This is a genomic window from Ruegeria sp. YKSF070, assembly GCF_059612725.1.
The window spans coordinates 1-21,952 of sequence record NZ_JBXWRD010000039.1 but is presented as its reverse complement, the minus strand read 5'-3'; the positions used below and the strand labels follow the sequence as shown (position 1 = coordinate 21,952).

The window sequence follows — 21,952 nt, the reverse complement described above, 5'->3', positions numbered from 1 at the left end:
CCCTTACCCTGCCAGATAGACGACCGGGTAGAGCAAGACCCAGACAAGATCGACCATATGCCAGAACTGCGCGCCCGCCTCGATATTGCGAGGCGCATCGCGCCAGGCCACCAGCAGCAGGATCGCGACCCCGGCCAGAACATGCGCCGCGTGAAACCCGGTCAGCAGATAGTAGAACATGAAAAACGGATGAGAGTCATAGCTGATCCCCTGGGCCGCCTTGCCGGCATATTCCGCGCCCTTGATCACCAGAAACAGCGCCCCCAGCGCCGCCGCGCCCGCCAAGGCCCACCTCGGCCGTGCGCGCAGACCCGCGCGGCGCCAATGGAGCGCACAAGCCGCGAGGTAACCCGACGTGACCAGCACCAAGGTGTTGAGAGCGGCCCCAGTGCGGTGGAGATGGTCCTGCGCCTCGGCAAAGCCTGCCGGATCGCTCAGCCGTACCGCCAGCAACGCCACCAGCCCGGCACCGAACACCAATAGCTCGGACAGGATCAGAACCCACATCATGAGTTCGCCCGGCAACTCGTCGATCAGCGAACGCTCGTTCATGCCCCGACCAGATGCCGATAGATCTGCGGCAGGGCCAGTGTCAGCCGGTGGGGGTCGGGGATCACGGCAAATCCGCCCTGCCCGAACATGCGGGGGAACCAGCTTTTACCGGATTTATCGATGGTGACACCAAACACCGATTGTCCGGCGCGGCGCGCCTCGCGCACCGCCATGGCGGTATCTTCGATGCCGTGGCGGCCCTCGTAGTGGTCCAGATCGTTGGGCTTGCCATCGGTGATCACCAACAGCAGCCGCCGCTTGCGCCCCTGCCCGGCCAGATCGGCCGAGGCATGGCGGATCGCGGCGCCAAGCCGGGTGTAGAAGCCGGGTCGCAGCGAGGCGATACGCGCCTCGACCTGTGTGCTCATCGCCTCGCCGAATCCCTTGCAGCGCTGCACATAGACCCGCGCGCGTTTCAGCGAGCTGAAGGCGTGGATGGCGAAATCGTCGCCGCAGGCATCCAGCCCCCAGGCCAGCGCCGCCAGCGCCTCGCGTTCGATGTCGATCACCGCGCGGCCCGAGACCGCGCTTTCGGTCGAGCGCGAGACATCGAGCAGGATCGACACCGCTAGATCGCGCGCCACCGGGCGCGACTGCATCCAGATGCGCTCGCTGCCCTCGCCATTGGCGAGCCGGTCCAGGTGGCCGCGCACGGCGGCCTCGACATCCAGCTGGTCGCCGTCCAGATGGCCGCGCGTCATCATCCGGCCCGGGCGTAATGCCTCGAACTGGCGCTTGACCGCGCGGATTCGGCGCGCGGTGGCCGGATCATGGGTAAAGGCCTCGACACCGCCACGGATCTCGGCCTCGGAGGTCAGGACATTGACATGGTCGGGCAGATAGGCACCGGTGCGCACGTCCCATTCGGGATAAAGCACCCGGCCCGACAGCCGCTCGCGGTCCACATCTTCGGGTGCGAGATCCAGATGCAGTTTCAGCCGCGTCGGCGGCGCCTTGGAAATCTGACCCAAACCGATCTCGTCCTGATCGTCGGCGGCCTTTTTGGCATTGTCGGGATCATCGTCATCGACCCGGCGGTTGAGGTTCAGGAACTCGGCCCAGCTCAGGATCGCTTCGAACTTGTGCAGGATGAAACTGTCGTGGCGCGCGGCCATGTCGGATTTGCGGCGCCGGGCGCGGTGGGTCTTTTCGCCCGATTCCTCGGGCGGCCCCTCGGTATCGCGGCTTTCGGCCTCGTGATGTTCGGACAGGGCCACTGCGCGCAGCTCGGGCCAGAGCGGCACCGGGCGAAATGGCTGATAGCCGCGCGGGGCGGTGAGGGTCTCGTCCATCGCCTGAAACTGCGCAGCCCGCGTCGAGAGCGGTTGCGGGTCGCCCAGCATCTGGCGGATCAACTCTTCGACCGCGGCCTCGGCAGGGGGTAGGTTCGGCAGGTCGCGCTGCTGTAACAGGCCCTTGCACAGTTCGGCGTAAAGCGGGCGCAGGCCGGGTGCGTCGGATAACGTTGCCGCCACCATTGCCTGTGCCGCTGACAGCGTCCGCAGATCGGCGCGTAGCGGGTCATCCTCTTCGACACGGGTGCCGGCATGGGCGGTGGCGGCGGCCAACCAGACATAAAGCGCCCCGTTGGCCGCGCGCATCGGGAACACCGCCAGCCGGTCCGGCAGGCGCAGCACCTCGCCGTCGAAACTGGCACGTGGCAGCGCCTCGGCCTCGGTGCCCAGACGGCGGCGCCAACTCAACCGGTGGCGCGAGATCTCGGGCGAGACCGGGCGCAGCTCGACCCCGGCGCTGCCACCCAGACCCCGGAAAAGAACGGCCAGCCGTCCCGCGACCTCTGACAGGTCGACCGCGGCTCCTTCGTGCACCAATGGTGCGTCGAGACGGCTGGCAAGGCTATGCCACAGTTTCCCGATTGTCTCCTCGGGTTCCCATGGCTCGAAGTCGATCTGGACCATCGCCGGCCTCACCCAAAGACGGCGGTGGTCAGATCGAGGAGCCCGCGTTTGATATCCTCGTCATCTGTGAGAGGTTCGACCATGGCGGCCAGGATGGCGCGTTCGGTCGGCATGCCCTGCGCGATCAGGGTCGCGGCATAGACAACGAGGCGGGTAGAGACCCCTTCCTCCAGATCCTGACCCTTGAGCCCGCGCAGCTTGCCCGCCAACCGGATCAGCGGCTTGCACCGCTCCAGCGACAGGCCGCTTTCCTGCGACACGACGCGCGCCTCCAACTCGGGCGCGGGGAAGTCGAATTCCAGCGACAGAAAGCGTTGCCGGGTCGAGGGTTTCAGGGTCTTGAGGATGTTCTGGTAACCGGGGTTGTAGGATGCGACCAGCATGAAGCCGGGTGCGGCTTCCAGCTCTTCGCCGGTACGGTCGATCGGCAGGATGCGGCGATCATCGGTCAGCGGGTGCAGCACAACGGTCACGTCCTTGCGGGCCTCGACCACCTCGTCGAGGTAACAGATCGCCCCCTCGCGCACCGCGCGGGTCAGCGGCCCGTCGACCCAGACCGTCTCGCCACCCTTGAGCAGATAGCGCCCGATCAGATCGGCGGCGGCCAGATCGTCATGACAGGCTACGGTGTAAAGCGGCCGCCCCAGTTTTGCCGCCATATGGGCCACAAACCGGGTCTTGCCGCAGCCCGTCGGCCCCTTCAGCAAGACCGGCAGATTGTTGTCATAAGCGGCAGTGAAGATATCGCATTCATCACCCTGGGCGAGGTAGAAGGGGGCGTCTGCCGCCCCCGTTCCGATGTTCATTGTTCCATCCATATCCATTACTCGGCCGGTGCTTCAGTTGCGCCGCGTGCGATGATTTCCTTGCGCGGCACCCACATGGCATAGATGAACAGCAGCGCACCGATCACCACCACCAGACCAGAGCCAAAGCGCATCCAGTAGAAGATCGCCACCTGGTCCTGCACGTCCATGAAGTAGTCGCCCATGACCCGTTGCAGGTGGGTCTGGATGGTGCCGGCAAAGGTCAGCACGAAGGTCATGAAGACCATGCCGCTGCTCATCAGCCAGAAGGACGCCATGTTGAGCACCTGGTTATAGGGATCGCGGTTCAACAGGATCGGCATCGCATAGCTGAAGATCGCCAGGTTCAGCGACACGTAGGCCCCAAAGAACGCCAGGTGCCCGTGGGCGGCGGTGATCTGGGTGCCGTGGGTGTAATAGTTCACCCCGTGCAGCGTGTGCAGGAAGCCCCAGACCCCGGCGCCAAAGAAGGCGAGCGTGGCACATCCCAGCGACCACAGCAGAGCGGCCTTGTTCGGGTGGTCCCGGCGGCCCTTCCAGACCATGACAAAGGCAAAGGCCATCATCGCGAAGAAGGGGATGACCTCGAGCGAGGAGAAGATCGACCCGATCCACTGCCAGTACCCCGGCGTCCCGATCCAGTAATAGTGGTGGCCAGTGCCCAGAATGCCCGAGAACAGCGCGGCGGCGACGATGACATACAGCCATTTCTCGACCACTTCACGGTCTACGCCGGTCAGTTTCAGCATCAGATAGGCCAGGATCGAGGCCATGATCAGCTCCCACACGCCTTCGACCCAGAGGTGCACGATGTACCACCAGTACTGCTTGTCCAGCGCCAGGTTCGACGGGTTGTAGAAGCTGAACAGGAACAAGAGCGCCAGACCCCAGAGGCCCAGAAGCAGGATGTTCGTGATCGCGGTCTTCTTGCCCTTCAGCACCGTCATCGAGACGTTGAAGAGGAAGATCAGCGCCGCCACGACGATGCCCGCCTTGACCCATTTGGGCTGTTCGATGAACTCGCGCCCCTCTTTGCCCAAGAGCCAGTGGCCCTCGAACAGGTTGAACACATAGGTCACAACCACGCCCAGCGTGCCCAGAACCAGGATCGCCAGCTGGATATAGGCCAGTTTGGTCGAGTGGATCTCGCGCTCGGCCTCTTCGGGGATCAGGAAATAGGCCGCCCCGAAGAATCCGAGGATCAGCCAGACGATGAGTGAGTTGGTGTGCAGCATCCGCACGATGTTGAACGGCAACAGCTCGCTCAGCGTGTTGGGGGCCACATAGATCCAGCCGGCGAGCAGACCGCCCAGCACCTGGATCGCAAACAGGCCCATCGCTACGGCAAAGTAGACGAGGGCGATTTTCTGGGATTCGTATTTCATCTCTGTGCTCCCTTCTCAGCCGGCGTCGTTGGGGGGCCAGCCCTGGGTGTCGATCGTGTTCGTCCACAGCAGGAAATCGGACAGGTTCCGCATCTCCGTGTCGCTGAGGTCGAAGCGCGGCATCTGGCGGCGGCCTTCGATGCCGGTGGGTTGTGCCTCCATCCAGCCCTTGAGCATCTCAAAGGCGGCATCGGGATCGTCCTGCACCCCCCAGCGCGTCATCACGTTGCCCAGTTCCGGGGCGAAATAGGCACCCTCGCCCAGGATCGAATGGCAGTTGATGCAGGCGTGTTTCTCCCAGACATGTTTGCCGTCGGCGACACTGGCGGTCAGCGTTTCGGCATTGGTCGAAGTCGACCTGATATACAGGTGGGAATGGGCCGACAGGGCCAGGAAGATGAGGATGAAGAAGAGGGACCCGCCATAGAATATGTTGCGGGCCATGCTTTTGGTCATGACTTCGCGCATCGCGCTCTCCTTTGCGCCGCGTTTCTGATGGGGCGACAATGGCGGGCGGGGAGAAAGATGCCTTAACCAAAGTCAAGACTGGCGCCGAATGCGGCTCATCGGCCCTTGCGGGCCTCGTTGTGACACCCAGCGAGGGCGCCCGAAATGGCGGAGAAACTGCCCGCATTTACGCTGGACAGCGGGTGCGGGTGCGGGTCACTCTTGGTGCAAAACAGGCCGATCACCATGCCCGCAAAAATCCTCGCCCCAATCCACGCGTTCGATTTCGACGCTGGTCATGCCAGCCCCGTCACCGAGAGTTGGCCGGCGCCTGCGCCCGTCGCGGGCACCGGGTTTCGCTGGCTGCATCTCGACCTTTCGGACCCCGCCAGCGCCGACTGGCTTCGTGCGCATCTTCCACCGGTTGCCGCCAGCGCACTGACCCAGACCGAGACCCGTCCCCGCTGCGACCCGCTGGCCGATGGCATCCTGCTCAACCTGCGCGGCGTCAACCTGAACCCGGGATCGGCGCGCGAAGACATGGTTTCGCTGCGGCTCTGGGTGACGCCCTCTCTTGTCGTCACCGCCCGCATCCGCCGTATCCGCGCCACGGATGAATTGCGCCAGCAATCCGACAGCGGGCGCGGGCCGGACAGTATCGCCCTGTTTCTGTCCGAGTTGCTGCACGGACTGTCGCACAGGATCGAGATCGTTTCGCTGGAACTGGACGACCGGACCGACGGGATTGAGGAAGAGGCGCTGGAAGGCGCCGGTGACGTGAATGACAAGCTCAGCGCGCTGCGACTGGAGGCAATCAAGCTGCGCCGCTATCTGCATCCACAGCGCGAGGCGCTGGATGCGCTCTTGCGCAATGAGGCCGGGCTGTTCGATCCCGCCGGGCTGGTTCTGCTGCGCGAAGCTGTCGATCGCACCCGTCGCACCATCGAGGAACTGGATGCGACCCGCGACCGGCTGGCCGCGGTGCAGGATCAGATCGCCTCGGAACAGGTGCGTCTGCTGGGCCGCAACAGTTTCGTTTTGTCGGTGGTGGCCGCCGTGTTCCTGCCGCTTGGGTTTCTCACCGGTCTTTTCGGGGTCAATATCGCGGGTATGCCGGGCACCGGATCACCGCTGGCCTTCTGGCTGCTGGCTGGCGCCTCGGCCCTGCTGGGCCTTGCCATCGTGTTGCTGTTCCGGCTGCTGAGATGGCTGTGAGCCGACCGCCTTATCCGGCGGAACCCGCGCGCGGACCAATCAGCGCTGGCCACATCGCCGCAAGATAGGTAGTGAACGCGGCCGTCCACAACAACCCCGCGAGCAGCATAGCCGGAAGGTAAAGCGCTTCGACGCCGGAGCCCGCCCAACGCGTCAGCGCCGCTGCCGCCATCAGCCCATAGCCCAGCACCATCGGTCCCGGCGCCACCAGCGGACGGCCGGAATGACCAAGCGCCGCGCGGCTCATCACCGCCAGCGTCATGCCGCCGACACAGCCGATGCCCAGCAGATGCAATGCCGCCAGTTCGTTGCCCAGGCCCAGCCCGGCCAGCCCCCACAGGATCATGCCCGCCGCCAGCATCGCCAGCGCCAGGTGAAGCGCCCACAGGATCGGCTGCGACAGGCACCAGAGTCCGCCCCAGCGCATCAGCCGCAGCGCCTGCACCACGCCAAAGGCCAGCGCGACCTTGCCACTCAGCCCCGCAGGCGCGCCGCCAAGCACCATGCCCGGCAGCAGCAGGGCCAACACCACCGCCGCCCGTTCGAGCAGCGCCCGGCTGACGGGCCAAAGCGTTTCGGTCACGCCTGCGCGTTTCATCGCGTTGCGGGTAAAGGCCGGGGTGATCCGCCCGCCCAGCACCGAAATCAGCGCACACAGCACCGCCAGACCGGCGCGCAGCCCGGTTTCGGCATCGCCATAGCCTGTGCCGATCCAGTCCAGATGCAACCACAGATTCGCGGCCCACAGATAGGCCAGGAACAAAAGGAACATCAGGTTCTGCGGCTTGGGTCGTTTCAGCAGCTGGGTCACGATCTTGAGCGACAGCACCGGCAGAAAGGCCAGATCAAGCAATGCCACCCAGACCGGCGGCAGTGCGCCCGCGTACCAGACCGCCAACCGCCCGGCCAGCCACAGCCCCGCCGCCAGCGCGATGAAGCTCTGACGCGCGCCGGGCGCGCCGGTCCAGTTGGGCACTGCTGTCAGAAAGAACCCCCCAAGCGCGGCGGTGGCATAGCCGAACACCATCTCATGGGCGTGCCACTGACTGGGCACCTGCGCCAGCGCAGGTCCGTCGCCTGCAAGAAAAAGAACCCAGATCGCCCCGGCGAACAGGCCGTAAAGGCCCGCCGCGAGGAAAAATACCCGAAACCCTTCGGAAAAAAGTCGCGCCAGCGCGGTCATCTCTTGCCTCCTGCCCGCATGCGTTGCGCGCGGGATCCGTTCGCTCAGTTCCACCACGCTAGCGGCGACGACAATGCGTGACCTTAACGAAAGTCAAGGAGCCGCCCTGCGAGGGCTGCCAGAGTCGGTCATGCCTCACCAGCCTTCGACGGAGATACCGTTATGAAACCAACCCCCGCCATTCGCAGAACCCTGCTTCTGACCAGTGCCGCCATGGCCCTGGGCCTGGCCGCACCCATGGTTGCCGCTCAGGACAGCCACGGGTCGGATGCCGGCGCCGCCTATCAGCCCAGCATGACCACCCTTGGTGCCCTGAACCTGGAAATTCCTGGCCGTCGCGAAGGCGACCCGGTGATGACCCAGGAAGAATACAACATCGGTAACAAGATCTATTTCGAACGTTGCGCCGGTTGCCACGGCGTGCTGCGCAAAGGTGCCACCGGCAAGCCGCTGACCACCGACATCACCCGTGACGTGGGCTATGAATACCTGCGCGATTTCATCACCTACGGCTCGCCCGCCGGGATGCCCAACTGGGGCACGTCGGGTGAGATGAGCGAAGAAGAAATCGACATCATGGCGCGCTACATCCTGCTCGATCCGGCCTCGCCGCCGGAATTCGGCATGGCCGAGATGCGCGAGACCTGGAAAGTGCTGGTCGCGCCCGAGGATCGCCCGACCGAGAAGATGAACGATATCGACATCGACAACCTGTTCTCGGTCACCTTGCGCGACTCGGGTCAGGTTGCTCTGATCGACGGTGCCAGCTACAAGATCCACGCGGTGATCGACACCGGTTACGCGGTGCATATCAGCCGGATCTCGGCCTCGGGCCGCTATCTGTTCGTGATCGGGCGCGACGCGCTTGTGAACATGATCGACCTGTGGATGGAAACCCCCGCCACCGTGGCCCAGATCAAGGTCGGCTCCGAAGCGCGCTCGATCGAGACCTCGAAGTTCAAGGGGTTCGAGGACAAATATGCCATCGCCGGTTCCTACTGGCCGCCGCAATACGTGATCATGGACGGCGATACGCTTGAGCCGCTCAAGATCAAGTCGACCCGCGGCATGGTCTATGACGATCAAAGCTATCACCCCGAACCGCGCGTGGCCTCCATCGTGGCGTCGCACTACAACCCCGAGTTCATCGTCAACGTTAAGGAAACCGGCAAGATCCTGATGATCGACTATTCGGACATCAAGAACCTGAAGGTGACCGAGATCGAGGCCGAACGCTTTTTGCATGATGGCGGGTTCGACAGTTCCAAGCGGTACTTCCTGGTTGCGGCCAACGCCCGTGGCAAGGTGGCCGTGGTTGACACCAAGGACAGCACCCTGACCGCGCTGGTCGAGACCGGCGGCCAGACACCGCACCCGGGCCGGGGCGCCAACCTGATGCACCCGACCTATGGTCCGGTCTGGGCAACCTCGCACCTGGGGGATGAGACCGTCGCGCTGATCGGCACCGACCCCGAAGGGCATCCGGACAACGCCTGGAAGGTCGTGCAGACCCTCTATGCCCAGGGCGGCGGTTCGCTCTTCGTGAAATCGCACCCGACCTCGGAACACCTTTATGTCGATGCGCCGCTGAACCCGGATGCGGAAATCTCGGGCTCGGTCGCGGTCTTCAAACTGGGTGATCTGGCACAGGAAGAGCCGGAATACACCGTTCTTCCGATCGTGGAATGGGCCGAGATCGGCGAGGGCCAGCCCCGCGTCGTGCAGGGCGAGTTCAACCAGGAAGGCAACGAGATCTGGTTCTCGGTCTGGAACGCCAAGGACCTGGAAAGCGCCATCGTCGTTGTCGACGACAAGACGCTGGAACTCAAGGCCGTGATCAAGGACCCGCGCCTGATCACTCCGACCGGCAAGTTCAACGTCTACAACACCCGGTCCGACGTCTACTGACGCCGGTCCGTCGGGCGGGCCCGGTTGCGTCCCGGGGCCCGCCCATCCCCTTCCCCTCTCTCGCCAGCCCCAACCTGACGGAGCACGCCATGACACTCACCGGACATGTCCACCTGATCGGAGCAGGACCAGGAGATCCCGAACTGCTCACCCTGCGCGCCCTGCGCCTGCTGCAAGAGGCCCAGGTGGTGGTCTATGACCGGCTGGTCGATCCCCGCATCGTGGCCATGGCACCCAATGGGGCCCGGATGATCCCGGTGGGCAAGTCGCCCAAATGCCATCCCGTGCCGCAGGACCGGATCAACCGGATCCTGCTGGAAGAGGCCCGTGCGGGCCATGTGGTGGCCCGGCTCAAGGGTGGCGACCCGATGATCTTTGGCCGCGGCTCGGAAGAGGCGGCCTTTCTCATGGCCCACGGGGTGCGGGTCGACTACGCTCCCGGTATCACCGCCGCGCAGGGGGCCTCGAGCGCGAGCGGCGTGCCGCTGACCCATCGTGGTCTGGCGACAGGCGTGCAGTATGTCACAGGCCACCGGCAGGCGGGTCAGGTGCTAGACCTCGACTGGAAACGCCTGGCCGATCCCGACACCACGCTGGTGGTCTATATGGGCGTGGCCAATATTGGCCAGATCGCGATCGGACTGATGACCGAGAACCTGCCCGCCACTACTCCGGTTCTGGCGATCAGCCGCGCCACCACGCCGGGTGAACGCCGCCTGCTGTCGCGGCTTGACCGGATCGCGGCGGATGCGCGCACGGCGGCGCTTGAGGCGCCGACCCTCTTTATCATCGGCAAGGTGGTCTCGCTTTATGCCGAGCAGCCGGTTACCGATCTGCTGGAACAGGCGGTGGCCCATGGCTGACACCAGCTTCTTCCCCCGCTTTCAGAGCGGTACCGCAGTCGGAACGGGCAGGGCCCTGCTGACCGTTGCCGCATTTCTGGCCACCACCGCCTTTGCCGCCGAAACCCTCGACCCGGACGCGCTCAGGCGGCTGGTGCAGCAGGATTGCGGCTCGTGCCACGGGCTGACCCTCAAGGGCGGGCTTGGCCCCGATATCCGGCCCGAGGCGCTCGGCCATTTCGACCGCGAGGTGCTGACCGGCGTCATTCTGGACGGCATCCCCGACACCGCCATGCCCCCTTGGCGCCCGCTTCTGACCGAGGAAGAGGCCGAATGGATCGCCCGTTACCTGCAAGACCCGGAGGCCAGATGAAACCGCTTGTCCTGACCCTTGTCGCTGCGCTGATGGCGGGCACCGCCGGCGCCCAGACAGTTGCCACCGGCGATCTGGGCCTGGTGATCGAACGGGCCACCGGCTCGGTCCTGCTGGTCGATCAGTCCGACCGCGCCGCGCTCGCCCGGATCGAGGGGCTGGGCGATCTCTCGCATGCCTCGCTGGTCTATTCCCCCGACGAACGCTTCGCCTATGTGTTCGGTCGCGACGGCGGGTTGACCAAACTCGATATCACCACCCGCCAGATCGTGAACCGTGTCCTGCAATCGGGCAATGCCATCGGCGGCGCCATATCCGACGATGGGCGACTGGTGGCCGTGTCCAACTACGAACCGGGCGGCGTGCGCGTCTTTGACGCCGACACGCTGGAGATGGTTGCCGACATCCCCACTGGCGGCAAGACCATCGGGCTGGTAGATGCGCCGGGCCGTCGGTTCGTATTTACCGTCTGGGATACGGGCGAGACATGGATCACCGACTTCACCCAAACGCCACCGCAGATCACCACCATCCCCGGCATGGGCAAGAATCCCTATGACGCGCTGATCACCGGCAATGGCCGCACCTATATCACCGGCCTTTTTGGCGAGGACGGGCTGACCGCGCTTGACCTGTGGGACGAGACGCCCCAGCCGATCCGCGTTCTACCCGGCTATGGCCGGGGTGAGCAGGAAATGCCGGTCTACAAGATGCCGCATCTCGAAGGCTGGGCGCTGACAGGCCGCGAATTCGTGCTGCCCGCCGTGGGCCACGCGCAGGTCCTGTGGGTCGATGCCGACACATTGACCGAGACCGGGCGCACCACCACCCATGGCCAGCCGGTATTCGCCATGGCGCGGCCCGACGGGCGGCAGGTCTGGGTCAACTTTGCCCATCCGCTGAACGACACCATTCAGGTTATCGACACGGTCAGCAAAGAGGTGATCCACCAGTTCAAACCCGGCCCCGCCGTGCTGCATATGGAATTCACGCCGCGCGGGCACGAGGTCTGGATCAGCGTTCGCGACGCGGGCAAGGTGATGGTCTACGACACCCGCACCTTTGAGAAACTGCGCGAAATCGAGGCAGACAGCCCGTCGGGCATCTTCTTTACCGCGCGCGCCCATCGGACGGGGCTGTGACGCGCATGTGCCAGATCACCGATCCCGTCGACCGCGCCCTACTGGATGACTGGCAGCGCGATTTTCCCATCACCGACCGCCCGTTCCTGGGCCTGGCCGAACAGCTGGGCGTCTCGGAGCACGAGGTCATCACCCGCCTTGCCCGGATGCAGGCGGCGGGGCGGATCACGCGGGTGGGTGCCACCATCGCGCCCGGCAGCGCCTCTGCCAGCACCCTCGCCGCGGTTGCCGCCCCCGAGGACCGGATCGAAGAGATCGCCGGGATGATCGGCGCCGAGCCGGGAGTGAACCACAATTACCAGCGCGAGGATGACTGGAACCTCTGGTTCGTCGCCACCGGACCCGACCGGGTGCATGTGGACGCAACACTGGCGCGGATCGGAGCGGCCAGCGGGCTGCGGGTGCTCGATCTGCCCTTGCTGCGGCCCTTCAACGTCGATCTGGGTTTTCGCATGGGCGCCAGAACGCCACGTGTTCCTACACGAAGGGTGGTAGATGCCAGCGTGCTGCGACCCGGCGATACCGACCTGTTGCAGGCGCTGACCCAGGGCCTGCCGCTGGTTCCCACACCCTATGCCGGGCTTGCGGCCCGGCTGGGCCTGAACCCGGGCGAGGCAATGGAGCGGATCGCACTGTTGCAGCAGGCCGGGGTGATCTCGCGCCTTGGGGTCATCGTGCGGCATCGGGCGCTTGGATGGTCGTCGAACGCGATGGTAGTCTGGGACCTGCCCTCCGAGAGTGTTGATCTCGCCGGTCCGGTGTTGGCCGCGCATCCCGGCGTGACCCTTTGCTACGAGCGACGCCCGGTACCGGGTGTCTGGCCCTACCGGCTCTATTCCATGATCCACGCCCGCTCGCGCCGCGAGGCGCTGGCGGTGCTGGACAGCGCCATGGCCCTGCCCGAACTGGTCGGTGCCCCGCACAAGGTGCTGTTCTCGACCCGCTGTTTCAAACAGACCGGCGCGCTGATCAAACCCCGCAAGGAGGAGGCCGCATGACCCCCGACGCAACCGACCGCCGCATCCTCAACCGCATGCAGGAGGATCTGCCGCTGACGGCGCATCCCTATGCCGCCGTTGCCGCCGAACTGGGTCTTGCCGAGGGTGAATTGCTGGAGCGGCTGACCCGGATGAAGGCGGCACGGTTGATCACCCGTTTCGGCCCGTTTTTCGACGCCGCCGCCATGGGCGGGGCCTTTTGCCTGTGTGCAATGGCGGTGCCCGAGGCGGAACTCGAAAGTGTCCTGACCAAAGTCAATGCCCACCCGGAGGTGGCGCATAATTATGAACGCACGCACCGGCTGAACATGTGGTTCGTGCTGGCCACCGAAACCCCCCAGGGGATCGCGGCCACCGCCGATGCGATCGAGACGGAAACCGGGATTGCGGTCCTGCGCTTTCCGAAATTTCAGGAATTCTTCATCGGCTTCCGGGTGGCGGCATGATCGACGAGACAGACAGACGCATTATCGCGGCCATGCAGGAGGGCCTGCCGCTGGTGTCCGCCCCCTTTGCCCGGGTCGCCACCGACCTGGCCCTGCCCGAACCCGAACTGATGGAACGTATCGCCGCCCTGAAGGCGCGCGGCGTGATCCGTCGCATCGCCGCTGCGCCCAACCACTACAAGCTGGGCATGACCTCCAATGGCATGACCGTCTGGGACGTGGACGATGCCCGCATCTCCGATCTGGGCGCGCGCGTGGGCGCGCTGCCCTTTGTCACCCATTGCTATGAACGCCCCCGCGCCCTGCCCGACTGGCCCTATAACCTGTTTGCCATGGTGCATGGCGCCGACCGGGACGAGGTCGAGGCCAAGCGCAGCGAAATCGCCGCCCTGCTGGGCACCGCCTGCCGGGGGCATGACATCCTCTATTCCACCCGCATCCTGAAAAAGACCGGGCTGCGTCTGAAGGAAAGGAACTGACATGTTCCGGCTCACCGAATACATGCACCAGCTGATCGCACCAACCCCGGTGCGCCAGCGCCGTCCCGGCCCGGTGAAACCGGTGGTGATCTGGAACCTGACCCGGCGCTGCAACCTGAAATGCCGCCACTGTTATACCGTATCGGCGGATGTGGATTTTCCCGGCGAGCTGACCCACGAACAGGCGATGGAGACGCTGGAGGATCTGGGCCGGTTCAAGGTGCCCGCGATCATCCTGTCGGGAGGCGAGCCGCTGGACCGGTTCGATTTTTTCGACATCGCCACCCGAGCGCGCCAATTGGTGCCGATGCTGGCGCTGTCGACCAACGGCACCCGGATCCACCGTGAAACCGCCGACCGCATCGCCGATGTCGGCTTCAGCTATGTGGGTATCTCGCTCGATGGGATCGGCGCCACCAACGACTGGTTCCGCGGCGTCGAGGGCGCCTTTGGTGATGCCTTGCGCGGGGTGCGCGAATGCAAGAAGCGCGGCATCAAGGTTGGCCTGCGCTTCTGCCTGACCGAGGGCACCCAGCACCATCTGCCCGATCTGCTTCAGCTCTGCGATGACGAGGGCGTGGACAAGTTCTATCTCAGCCATCTGGTCTATGCCGGGCGCGGCGACAAGAACCGGCGCGAGGATGCCGCGCATCTGCGTACCCGCCACGCGATGGACCTGCTGCTGGACCGCGCCTGGGTGGCCGCGGCCGAGGATATGCCTCTGGATATCGTGACCGGCAACAACGACGCCGACGCGGGCTATTTCCTGGACTGGGTGCGGCGCAATTTCGATGCCGCGAAAGTGGCGCATATCCGCGCCCATCTGGCCGCTTGGGGTGGCAATTCCAGCGGGCTGGGCGTGGCCAATATCGACAATCTGGGCCGGGTGCATCCCGATACCTATTGGTCCGACTACACCGTCGGCAATGTGAAGACGGCGCCGTTCTCTCAGCTCTGGACCGGGGATGACCCGATGCTGGCGCTGCTGCGCACCCGCCCCCGCCCGCTCAAGGGCCGCTGCGGCGCTTGCACGCTCAAGGATGTCTGCGGCGGCAATACCCGCATCCGCGCCTTGCAGCTGACCGGCGATCCCTGGGCCGAGGACCCGGCCTGCTACCTGTCGGATGCCGAGATCGGCGTGACGGGTTCGGACCGCCTGACCGTCACCCCGTTCCGAGGAAAGAGACATGACCCGGCGCATCAGTTCTTTTGACAACCGCATATGCGGGGCCGCATCCGCTGTGCCTGCCGCGCGCGAAGGAGCCTCCGGCGGGAGTATATGGAGCAAAGTGAAATATGGGGTCTGTGCCCTTTTGCTGGCGGGTCCGCTGGCGGCGGGACCGGCCGAGGACTACGCAGAGCATTGCGCCAGCTGCCATGGCGCGGGGCGGCTGGGTGGGCTTGGCCCGGCGCTGATCCCCGAGACGCTGGGCCGGATGCGCGGGCCGAAAGTGGCCACCGTGATCCGCGAGGGCCGAACAGCGACCCAGATGCCGGGGTTCTCGGACACGCTTGACGAAGCGGCTATCGCCGCGCTGGCGGAGTATGTGAAAGAGCCGCTGGCCGATATCCCCGCCTGGGGCGAGGGTGAGATCATGGCAAGCCGGACGCTCGACAGCGACTATGTGACTGCTGCCGCACCGGTCTGGGACGCCGATCCGATGAACATCACCCTGGTGGTGGAAACCGGCGATCATCATGTCAGCGTGCTGGATGGCGACACCTTCGACATTCTCGACCGGTTCGAGACGCCCTTTGCCGTGCATGGCGGGCCCAAGTTCAGCCCGGACGGGCGTTATGTCTTCATCATGTCGCGCGACGGCTGGGTGCAGAAGTATGACCTCTGGTCGTTGCAACAGGTGGGCCGGGTGCGCGCGGGGCTCAACAGCCGCAACATCGCCATGAGCCATGACGGCAAATGGCTGGCCGTGGCCAATTACCTGCCGATGTCGCTGACGCTGCTGAGCACCGAGGATCTGTCGGTGGCGAGGGTCATGAAGGTGACCGCCAAGGATGGCACGCCCAGCCGGGTCTCGGCCGTCTATCAGGCGCCGCAACGCCAGAGCTTTATCCTGGCGCTCAAGGACGCGCCCGAGATCTGGGAGGTGGCGACCGACCCCAACGCCGACCCGGTTTACGAGGGCTTCATTCATTCCCGCGAAAAAGGGATGGTCGAGGCGATCGCCTCCTCCGAGGGCCTGTTCGCCCGGCGCCGGATCGAGATATCCGAACCGCTCGACGATTTCTTTTTCTCCGACGATTACCGCAACCTGATCGGCGCCGCGCGCGACGGGGTGCGCGGGGTGGTGGTGAACCTGAACGTCGGGCGCGAGATTGCCGAACTGCCGCTGGAGGGCATGCCGCATCTGGGCTCGGGCATCAGCTGGGCGCGCGACGGGCGCCGGGTGATGGCCACGCCGCATCTGAAAGAGGGCAAACTGAGCGTCATCGACACCGAAAACTGGACCCGCATCGCGACGATCCAGACCGAAGGTCCCGGATTTTTCCTGCGCAGTCACGAGAACACCCCCTATTTCTGGGCCGATGTGTTCTTTGGCCCCAACAAGGACGCGATGCATGTGATCGACAAGCAGAGCCTCGAGATCGTGCGCACCCTGCGCCCGGCGCCGGGCAAGACGGTGGCACATGTGGAGTTCACCCGTGACGGCAAACATGCACTTGTTTCGGTCTGGGAAGAGGATGGCGCGGTCATCGTCTATGATGCGACGACGCTTGAAGAGTTGCTCCGCCTGCCGATGAAGAAACCCTCGGGGAAATACAATGTCTGGAACAAGATCACCTTCTCCGAAGGCACTAGCCACTGAGCCGGGCATCGAGGGCCGCTGGCCGGTCTGGAAACTGGCGCTGCTGCTGTGGCCGGCGGTGACGGCCACGGTGGCGATCAACCTGTTCATGGCGGCGCTGATGCTGCGCGTGCTGGGGGGCACGCCCTTGGGGCCGGTGGCAGCGCTCCTCTGGTCGCTGCCGCTGGGTATTCCGGCCAGCTGGCTGGCCGGACGCTGGTTGCGGCGCCTGCTGGACGAGGCCGAAAGCTGATCGACCTTTCGGCGAGGCATCGGAAAATTGCAAATTTTCCGTTCCGTTTTCCGGCCCGGAAAACGGAACCCCTCTCCCTATGTCAACGGTCTGACCCTGATCCCGACCCTGGTTGAGATTGCCAGCGGCGTCGAAATCTGGGAACTCTGTCCTGCGGACCGGACCGCCGAGCAGACCGAAAGAAAGGCCAGCCATGCGCATAGACCCCTTTGGCGTCGAAATCTGGATGAACGAATTCGAAAACCACTGCGCCTATAACCTGGCCGAAACCTGCGTGGCGTCGCTCGACATCGGCGAACTGCTGGAACTGGCCGGTCGCAATGACGACGTGATGAGCGACCTACGCGCGATGAAGATGACTTATGGCGCCATTGAAGGCTCCGACCGGCTGCGTGATGCGATCTCGACCCTCTATCGCAACCAGAAACGCCAGAACATCGTGGTGACCCATGGGGCCATCGGTGCGAATGCGCTGGTGCATGAAACCCTGGTCGAACCGGGCGATCACGTGATCGCCATCCGCCCAACCTATCAACAGCACTATTCGATCCCCGAAAGCTATGGTGCCACGGTCGACATCTTGGATCTGCGACCCGAGAACGGCTTTCTCCCGGACATGGCGGAATTGGCCGCGTTGATCCGGCCCGAAACCCGGCTGATCGCCTTCGCCAACCCCAACAACCCCACCGGGGCGTTGATGGAACATGACCTGTTGCAAGAGGTCATCGCGCTGGCCCGCCCGCACGGCACCTGGATCCTGTGCGACGAGGTCTATCGCGGCACCAACCATCAGGGTGATGGCTTTGCCCCGGCCATCGCCGATCTCTACGAACGCGGCATCAGCGTCGGCGGCATGTCCAAGACCTTTTCTCTGGCCGGTCTGCGGTTGGGCTGGATCGCCGCCAACCCCGAGGTGATCTCGGCCGTGTCGATCCATCGCGATTACAACACTATCAGCGTCGGCATGCTGGACGACTATTTCGCCGCCATGGCGCTCGAGGCCAAGGATCGAATCCTTGAACGCAGCCACCGCATCACTCGTGGCAATATCGAGATTCTGGCCGACTGGGTCGACCGCGAGCCCGATATCTCTTGGGTCCGCCCGCGCGCCGGCACCACCGCGCTGTTGAAATACGATTTCGACATGCCTTCGCGCGATTTCTGCGTCCGCCTGCTGGAGGAGACCGGGGTGATGTTGACCCCCGGTTCGGCCTTGCATATCGAGGGCTGGCTGCGCATCGGCTATGCCAACGACCCCCGGATCCTGACCGAAGGGCTGGCACGGGTCAGCACCTTCCTGACGCGCCTGCGGGCCGAGCGGACAGCTGCGCCCGTGAAAACGTGACCGCGGACAGAGCCGGTATGGACACCCTCAAGCAGGGGTGACATCCGTGCTGACATGGTGGCGCGAAAATTTTCGCGACGCGGCTGATCCAGTTTGGGGCTTTACCCGTATCCCTTCCATGGTGACACTGGACGTGAAAAAAGAAACCGGCACGGGCGCTCTGAAAAGGGTGTTCCCGAGAGGCAAGGCAGTATTGTCCGACAACACCAGTTATTCACAGTTGACCGTTTGGCTGCTTGCGGTCCGAGACCAGCGGGACCGGGCCGCGTTCGGCGACCTGTTCGACCATCTTGCGCCCCGGCTAAAGGGTTTTGTCATGCGCTCCGGTGCAAGCTCTGCGCTGGCAGAGGAAATCGTGCAGGATGTAATGCTCACGATATGGCGGAAGGCGGCACAATTCGATCCGCGCAAGGCACAAGCCTCGGCCTGGATCTATCAGATTGCCCGGAACCGGCATATCGACATTGTCAGGAAAGAGCAGCGTCCAATCCCGGACGAGCTGGGCGAAGCGCCCGAACCCGAGGATGATGCAAGCCAGATCCTGGCGCTCGAACAGGAAACCGAAAAGCTGAAGCAGGCGATCGCGCTGCTTCAACCGGATCAGAAAGAAATGATCGAAAAGGCCTATATCGGCGAACTGACTCATCAGGAGATCAGCGCGCAGACCGGGCTTCCCCTTGGGACAGTCAAATCCCGCATTCGGCTTGGACTGGGGCAGCTTCGGAAAGAATTGAAAGGATTGCGCTGAATGTCTGCAATCACCCACCATATCCCCGACTCGATGATCGCCGCCTATGCGGCTGGCAACCTATCGCATGCGTTTTCCATGGTCGTGGCCAGCCATCTGTCGTTTTGTCGCGAATGCCAGGCGGCTCTGGGCGCGCATCAAAGCGCTGGTGGCGCTTTGCTGGAACAGTCCGAACGGGCCAGCATTACAGGCGACCTGAAGGCAAATGTCTTGGCCCTGCTGGATGAGCCGGTCACACCTGAACCGGTCTATGATGCCACCGGGATTTACCCCGGCCCCGTGATGCAAGCCCTCAAAGGTGGAGCACCCCGGTGGAAAACGCTTGGCATGGGTGTCAGGCAAAGCATCCTGTTCGAGGGCGATGGCGGATCGGCGCGGCTGCTATATATTCCGGCCGGACAGGCGGTGCCGGATCACAGCCACAACGGGCTGGAGTTGACGCTTGTCCTGCAGGGCAGTTTCAGCGACGAAGCCGGGCGTTTTGCCGTGGGCGACGTCGAGATCGGTGACGAGGATCTGGAGCACACACCTGTTGCCGATGCCGGAGACCCGTGCATCTGCCTTGCTGCGACGGATGCGCCCTTGCGGTTCAACGCACTGGTGCCAAGGCTGCTGCAACCTTTGTTCAGGATCTAGTGGAGCCAATGCGACGAAGGAGCCCGAATTGGGAGTCCGTTCCGGCATTGGCTGTGCGAGGCATACTGAAGCGCACAGGAAATTCGTTCAAAGTCTCAAGCGAGGACAGGTCCTGACTTGAGGCGGTCATTTCGAACCCGCCCTCGCCGCAAATGCATGTCTTGCGTTGCCGCAACGTGCTTCTGAACGCCGATGGTGCCGGAACAACTTCGATCATGGCAATCACGGCCAAGTCCAAGACCTGCGTCTGGCGCGGCATCCGCGCTGGACGTTTCACTTAGTCTTGACATCGCCCTCCTTGCTGAACGTGGTCGAGGGAGTCTTCGCCAAACTGTGGCGACGCAGGCTCAAGCATGGCGTGTTCCATTTGGTCGTCGACCTGCAGGCCGCCTTCAACCGCTTCATCACCTAACGCAGCACAACCGAGGCCAAGCCATTCGTCGGGCGTGCCAAACCCGACGACATCTTTGCTGCCCGAAACCGAAGGGTTCAAGCCTTGGCTTCACCCCTCTAAACCCCACCAAAATCTGACGAAAACTATCAGGTGGAGGCAACGACCCCGAACCGGAAGCGCTCTTTCTGTGCTTCTCACGGATGCAGCAGCCTTGATCTGAGTTGGAAAACTGTACTCAGTTCAGCTCCTCATCTTGCCAATACTTTGTTCCCGAAGCATTGGCGTTGATGCGCCATCCTGTTTTGCTCAGCACAAAGAACGACCGCCCGTCCGTGAAATTGGCCTCAGTCGTCGTTCGTTGGTCTCCTTGCATTGCGCCCGCATCTGCTGACGCCTCGTAACCATTTTTTACAAACCGTTCGAAGTCGACCGGTGTCTCAAACATGACAACGAATTGCGATTCAAAACCGCCAATCCCGAAAGCAGCGCCAACACCTCCAGTTCCCATCTGCATGTACGTCCGGCCGCCCTCCGGCGAAACGGCAACACCGCGGCCATAGCCAGCCGAGAGCGGGAAAACGGAAACGCGACGCATATCAAAAACCGCATGGCCGGCACTGATTTCGTAGGCTCTGGCAGCTTCAGCGTTTTCACTTAGCAATTGCGCCAGGACCTCGCTTGCCATCGTATCAAGTTTGGCTCTTGTCGCTTCAGGCGTTTCTTCATTGCGCACGAGGTCGCTGGTTGACTCCACGGCGTCTCCGACGGCATCCGCTCCCTTTTTCGCGACCTCACCAACTTTGTCCGCACCTTTCTTGACGCTGTCCAGAAGGCCTTGCGCGCATACGGGTGCGGTACACATCGTTACGAGAAGCAACACGAGCGCTGTTTTCATGGAATAGTTCTTCATGTTTTACCGATGGCAGACGGGCTGAACGTTGTAGGTCAAGAGCAACGTGCAGCCAAACAAGGAAATACGAATTTCACTCAGCGGGCTGCATTTCCGGAAAGACCCATTCACCCGAAATGATCTCGGGCATGGGGCGATAGGTCCGTGCCACGTAGTTCCAACCTTCGGTGATCGGGATGCAGTTGATGCGCCCGTCTTCACAGCCGCCGGCATTGATCGTGATGCTGCCATCCGCGTTCTTCTCGGCGGTGATGTTGTTCAGGGCAACCCGGTTTAGATCGTTCGGCTTCATGTAGTTGTCCTCGCCGTAGATCGTGATCGACCAGAAGCCCTTGTCACCCAGCGGAACGTCCTTGACCGTCACAGAATAGGGCGTCGTGCCGTCGTTCACGGTAGGCGAATGCGAGAAGTAGATCGCGGCTTCCTTCGGGTTGCCACCCCAGCCGGCCGCCGTGCCCATCTTGAATTTCAGCGGGTCGAGCCTGGAGCGGTCGCCGAAGAACTCCTTGGTGTCCGATACGGTCGAAGCCAGAACTGCGAGAGCGTTGCGAACCTTGAGAAGCGAGTCCATGTCCCATTCGGGCACATCGAAGTTGCCCACGTCAGCCTGGCTCACCTTGACCTGATCCTGCAGCGCGTTCGCCTTGGCGATGTCTTCCTGGTCGGTCGCGGCCATGAAGGTGCGCAGCGCGACGATGACGTAGCGGGTGCCGATCTGTTCCTGCGTCAGGGTGATTTCCGCCGGCGCGTATTCGACGGGGATCATCGAATGATCCTGATTGATGATCAGCGCCGACATGAAGCGCTCACCCGGATCCGGCAGCGTGATCGTGACCGGATTGGTCAGATCGAACACGCCGAAGGAATAGAGCGTGTCGACCTGCATCCGGACCACCGCCTGCGCGTCGATCGGGACCGGGTTGCGGATGTGGTAGAACTGCCCGAAACCGCCCAACTCGACATAGTCGCGCATGGTTCTGTCGGTTTCGGCGCGCTCGAAGTTGTCGACGGTGACCCTTTCGGCCGCGGCGACAGGCAGCGCGATCGACGCGCTCAGCAACAATGCCGCCAAACCGGCAGTCCTGGATTTGAAGTAGGTTTTCATGTGTCTGGTTCTCCTCTGGAATTCTCTGGCGAGTTTCTTTCCCGACATTTCAGACGATAAGC

The 21,952-nt window shown here is 63.6% G+C and carries 23 protein-coding genes and 1 pseudogene; 16 read left to right on the top strand and 8 right to left on the bottom strand.

Annotated features, from left to right (window positions below):
• Positions 1-3 precede the first annotated feature (3 nt).
• The 5 genes from AC2FL1_RS17345 to AC2FL1_RS17325 are packed head-to-tail and all read right to left on the bottom strand — an operon-like array spanning position 4 to position 5,130.
• Complete coding sequence (locus AC2FL1_RS17345) at positions 4-552, bottom strand: cytochrome c oxidase subunit 3 (RefSeq protein ID WP_496829717.1); 549 nt, start codon at positions 550-552, stop codon at positions 4-6.
• Positions 549-2,471, bottom strand: coding sequence for a nitric oxide reductase activation protein NorD (locus tag AC2FL1_RS17340; RefSeq protein ID WP_496877757.1), 1,923 nt, complete (start codon positions 2,469-2,471; stop codon positions 549-551). Before AC2FL1_RS17340 ends, AC2FL1_RS17345 begins: the two co-directional genes overlap by 4 nt.
• An 8-nt stretch (positions 2,472-2,479) precedes the next feature.
• Positions 2,480-3,289: a CbbQ/NirQ/NorQ/GpvN family protein gene (locus AC2FL1_RS17335; RefSeq protein WP_496877766.1), complete on the bottom strand. Its 810-nt coding sequence runs from the start codon at positions 3,287-3,289 to the stop codon at positions 2,480-2,482.
• Positions 3,290-3,294: 5 nt separating this feature from the next.
• Positions 3,295-4,662 (bottom strand): cbb3-type cytochrome c oxidase subunit I, encoded by a 1,368-nt coding sequence (locus tag AC2FL1_RS17330; protein WP_496877756.1) that lies wholly within the window; start codon positions 4,660-4,662, stop codon positions 3,295-3,297.
• 15 nt (positions 4,663-4,677) lie between these two features.
• Positions 4,678-5,130: a c-type cytochrome gene (locus tag AC2FL1_RS17325; protein ID WP_234140177.1), complete on the bottom strand. Its 453-nt coding sequence runs from the start codon at positions 5,128-5,130 to the stop codon at positions 4,678-4,680.
• A 225-nt stretch (positions 5,131-5,355) separates the two neighbouring features.
• On the opposite strand from AC2FL1_RS17325, the gene AC2FL1_RS17320 reads away from it, so the two are divergent.
• Entirely contained in the window at positions 5,356-6,324 is a 969-nt protein-coding gene (locus AC2FL1_RS17320) for a zinc transporter ZntB (RefSeq protein WP_496829725.1), read from the top strand.
• Between the two features lie 10 nt (positions 6,325-6,334).
• On the opposite strand, the gene AC2FL1_RS17315 is transcribed toward AC2FL1_RS17320, so the two are convergent.
• The gene (locus AC2FL1_RS17315; protein WP_496877755.1) at positions 6,335-7,507 is read right to left on the bottom strand and encodes an NnrS family protein; all 1,173 of its coding nucleotides are present in this window, start codon (positions 7,505-7,507) and stop codon (positions 6,335-6,337) included.
• Between the two features lie 162 nt (positions 7,508-7,669).
• Between AC2FL1_RS17315 and AC2FL1_RS17310 the strand changes: the two genes are divergently transcribed.
• The 15 genes and pseudogenes from AC2FL1_RS17310 to AC2FL1_RS17240 form a co-directional block, all read left to right on the top strand.
• Positions 7,670-9,415 (top strand): cytochrome D1 domain-containing protein, encoded by a 1,746-nt coding sequence (locus AC2FL1_RS17310; RefSeq protein ID WP_496877754.1) that lies wholly within the window; start codon positions 7,670-7,672, stop codon positions 9,413-9,415.
• Positions 9,416-9,504: 89 nt separating this feature from the next.
• On the top strand, positions 9,505-10,278 hold the full coding sequence (gene cobA / locus AC2FL1_RS17305; protein WP_496877753.1) for a uroporphyrinogen-III C-methyltransferase: 774 nt from the start codon (positions 9,505-9,507) through the stop codon (positions 10,276-10,278).
• Complete coding sequence (locus AC2FL1_RS17300) at positions 10,271-10,630, top strand: c-type cytochrome (RefSeq protein ID WP_496877752.1); 360 nt, start codon at positions 10,271-10,273, stop codon at positions 10,628-10,630. The genes cobA and AC2FL1_RS17300 overlap by 8 nt, the downstream gene beginning before the upstream one ends.
• Positions 10,627-11,772 (top strand): cytochrome D1 domain-containing protein, encoded by a 1,146-nt coding sequence (locus AC2FL1_RS17295; protein WP_496877751.1) that lies wholly within the window; start codon positions 10,627-10,629, stop codon positions 11,770-11,772. Before AC2FL1_RS17300 ends, AC2FL1_RS17295 begins: the two co-directional genes overlap by 4 nt.
• 5 nt (positions 11,773-11,777) lie before the next feature.
• The gene (gene ahbB / locus AC2FL1_RS17290; RefSeq protein WP_496877750.1) at positions 11,778-12,770 is read left to right on the top strand and encodes a siroheme decarboxylase subunit beta; all 993 of its coding nucleotides are present in this window, start codon (positions 11,778-11,780) and stop codon (positions 12,768-12,770) included.
• Positions 12,767-13,216: an Lrp/AsnC family transcriptional regulator gene (locus tag AC2FL1_RS17285; RefSeq protein WP_496877749.1), complete on the top strand. Its 450-nt coding sequence runs from the start codon at positions 12,767-12,769 to the stop codon at positions 13,214-13,216. The genes ahbB (AC2FL1_RS17290) and AC2FL1_RS17285 overlap by 4 nt, the downstream gene beginning before the upstream one ends.
• Positions 13,213-13,695 carry a siroheme decarboxylase subunit beta gene (gene ahbB, locus AC2FL1_RS17280; protein ID WP_496877748.1) on the top strand — a complete coding sequence of 161 codons (483 nt, stop codon included), beginning with the start codon at positions 13,213-13,215 and terminating at the stop codon, positions 13,693-13,695. The genes AC2FL1_RS17285 and ahbB (AC2FL1_RS17280) overlap by 4 nt, the downstream gene beginning before the upstream one ends.
• A gap of 1 nt (position 13,696) precedes the next feature.
• The gene (nirJ, locus tag AC2FL1_RS17275) at positions 13,697-14,908 is read left to right on the top strand and encodes a heme d1 biosynthesis radical SAM protein NirJ (RefSeq protein WP_496877747.1); all 1,212 of its coding nucleotides are present in this window, start codon (positions 13,697-13,699) and stop codon (positions 14,906-14,908) included.
• Positions 14,883-16,520 carry a cytochrome D1 domain-containing protein gene (locus AC2FL1_RS17270; RefSeq protein WP_496877746.1) on the top strand — a complete coding sequence of 546 codons (1,638 nt, stop codon included), beginning with the start codon at positions 14,883-14,885 and terminating at the stop codon, positions 16,518-16,520. Before nirJ ends, AC2FL1_RS17270 begins: the two co-directional genes overlap by 26 nt.
• Complete coding sequence (locus tag AC2FL1_RS17265) at positions 16,477-16,752, top strand: hypothetical protein (RefSeq protein ID WP_496829747.1); 276 nt, start codon at positions 16,477-16,479, stop codon at positions 16,750-16,752. The genes AC2FL1_RS17270 and AC2FL1_RS17265 overlap by 44 nt, the downstream gene beginning before the upstream one ends.
• A 193-nt stretch (positions 16,753-16,945) precedes the next feature.
• On the top strand, positions 16,946-18,097 hold the full coding sequence (locus AC2FL1_RS17260; protein ID WP_496877745.1) for an aminotransferase: 1,152 nt from the start codon (positions 16,946-16,948) through the stop codon (positions 18,095-18,097).
• Positions 18,098-18,143: 46 nt separating this feature from the next.
• Entirely contained in the window at positions 18,144-18,845 is a 702-nt protein-coding gene (locus AC2FL1_RS17255; protein ID WP_496829752.1) for a sigma-70 family RNA polymerase sigma factor, read from the top strand.
• Entirely contained in the window at positions 18,846-19,481 is a 636-nt protein-coding gene (locus AC2FL1_RS17250) for a ChrR family anti-sigma-E factor (RefSeq protein ID WP_496829754.1), read from the top strand.
• 152 nt (positions 19,482-19,633) lie between these two features.
• Positions 19,634-19,762, top strand: a complete 129-nt coding sequence (locus AC2FL1_RS17245; RefSeq protein WP_496829796.1) for a hypothetical protein — start codon at positions 19,634-19,636, stop codon at positions 19,760-19,762.
• A pseudogene (locus AC2FL1_RS17240) lies at positions 19,729-19,995 on the top strand (IS630 family transposase); the annotation flags it as partial. The gene AC2FL1_RS17245 and the pseudogene AC2FL1_RS17240, both read left to right, overlap by 34 nt.
• Positions 19,996-20,110: 115 nt before the next feature.
• Here the strand turns inward: AC2FL1_RS17240 and AC2FL1_RS17235 are convergent.
• Together AC2FL1_RS17235 and AC2FL1_RS17230 are read right to left on the bottom strand one after the other, a co-directional pair.
• On the bottom strand, positions 20,111-20,785 hold the full coding sequence (locus tag AC2FL1_RS17235; protein ID WP_496829757.1) for a lipid-binding SYLF domain-containing protein: 675 nt from the start codon (positions 20,783-20,785) through the stop codon (positions 20,111-20,113).
• 73 nt (positions 20,786-20,858) lie between these two features.
• The gene (locus tag AC2FL1_RS17230) at positions 20,859-21,890 is read right to left on the bottom strand and encodes a DUF1214 domain-containing protein (RefSeq protein WP_496829759.1); all 1,032 of its coding nucleotides are present in this window, start codon (positions 21,888-21,890) and stop codon (positions 20,859-20,861) included.
• Between the last annotated feature and the right edge of the window lie 62 nt (positions 21,891-21,952).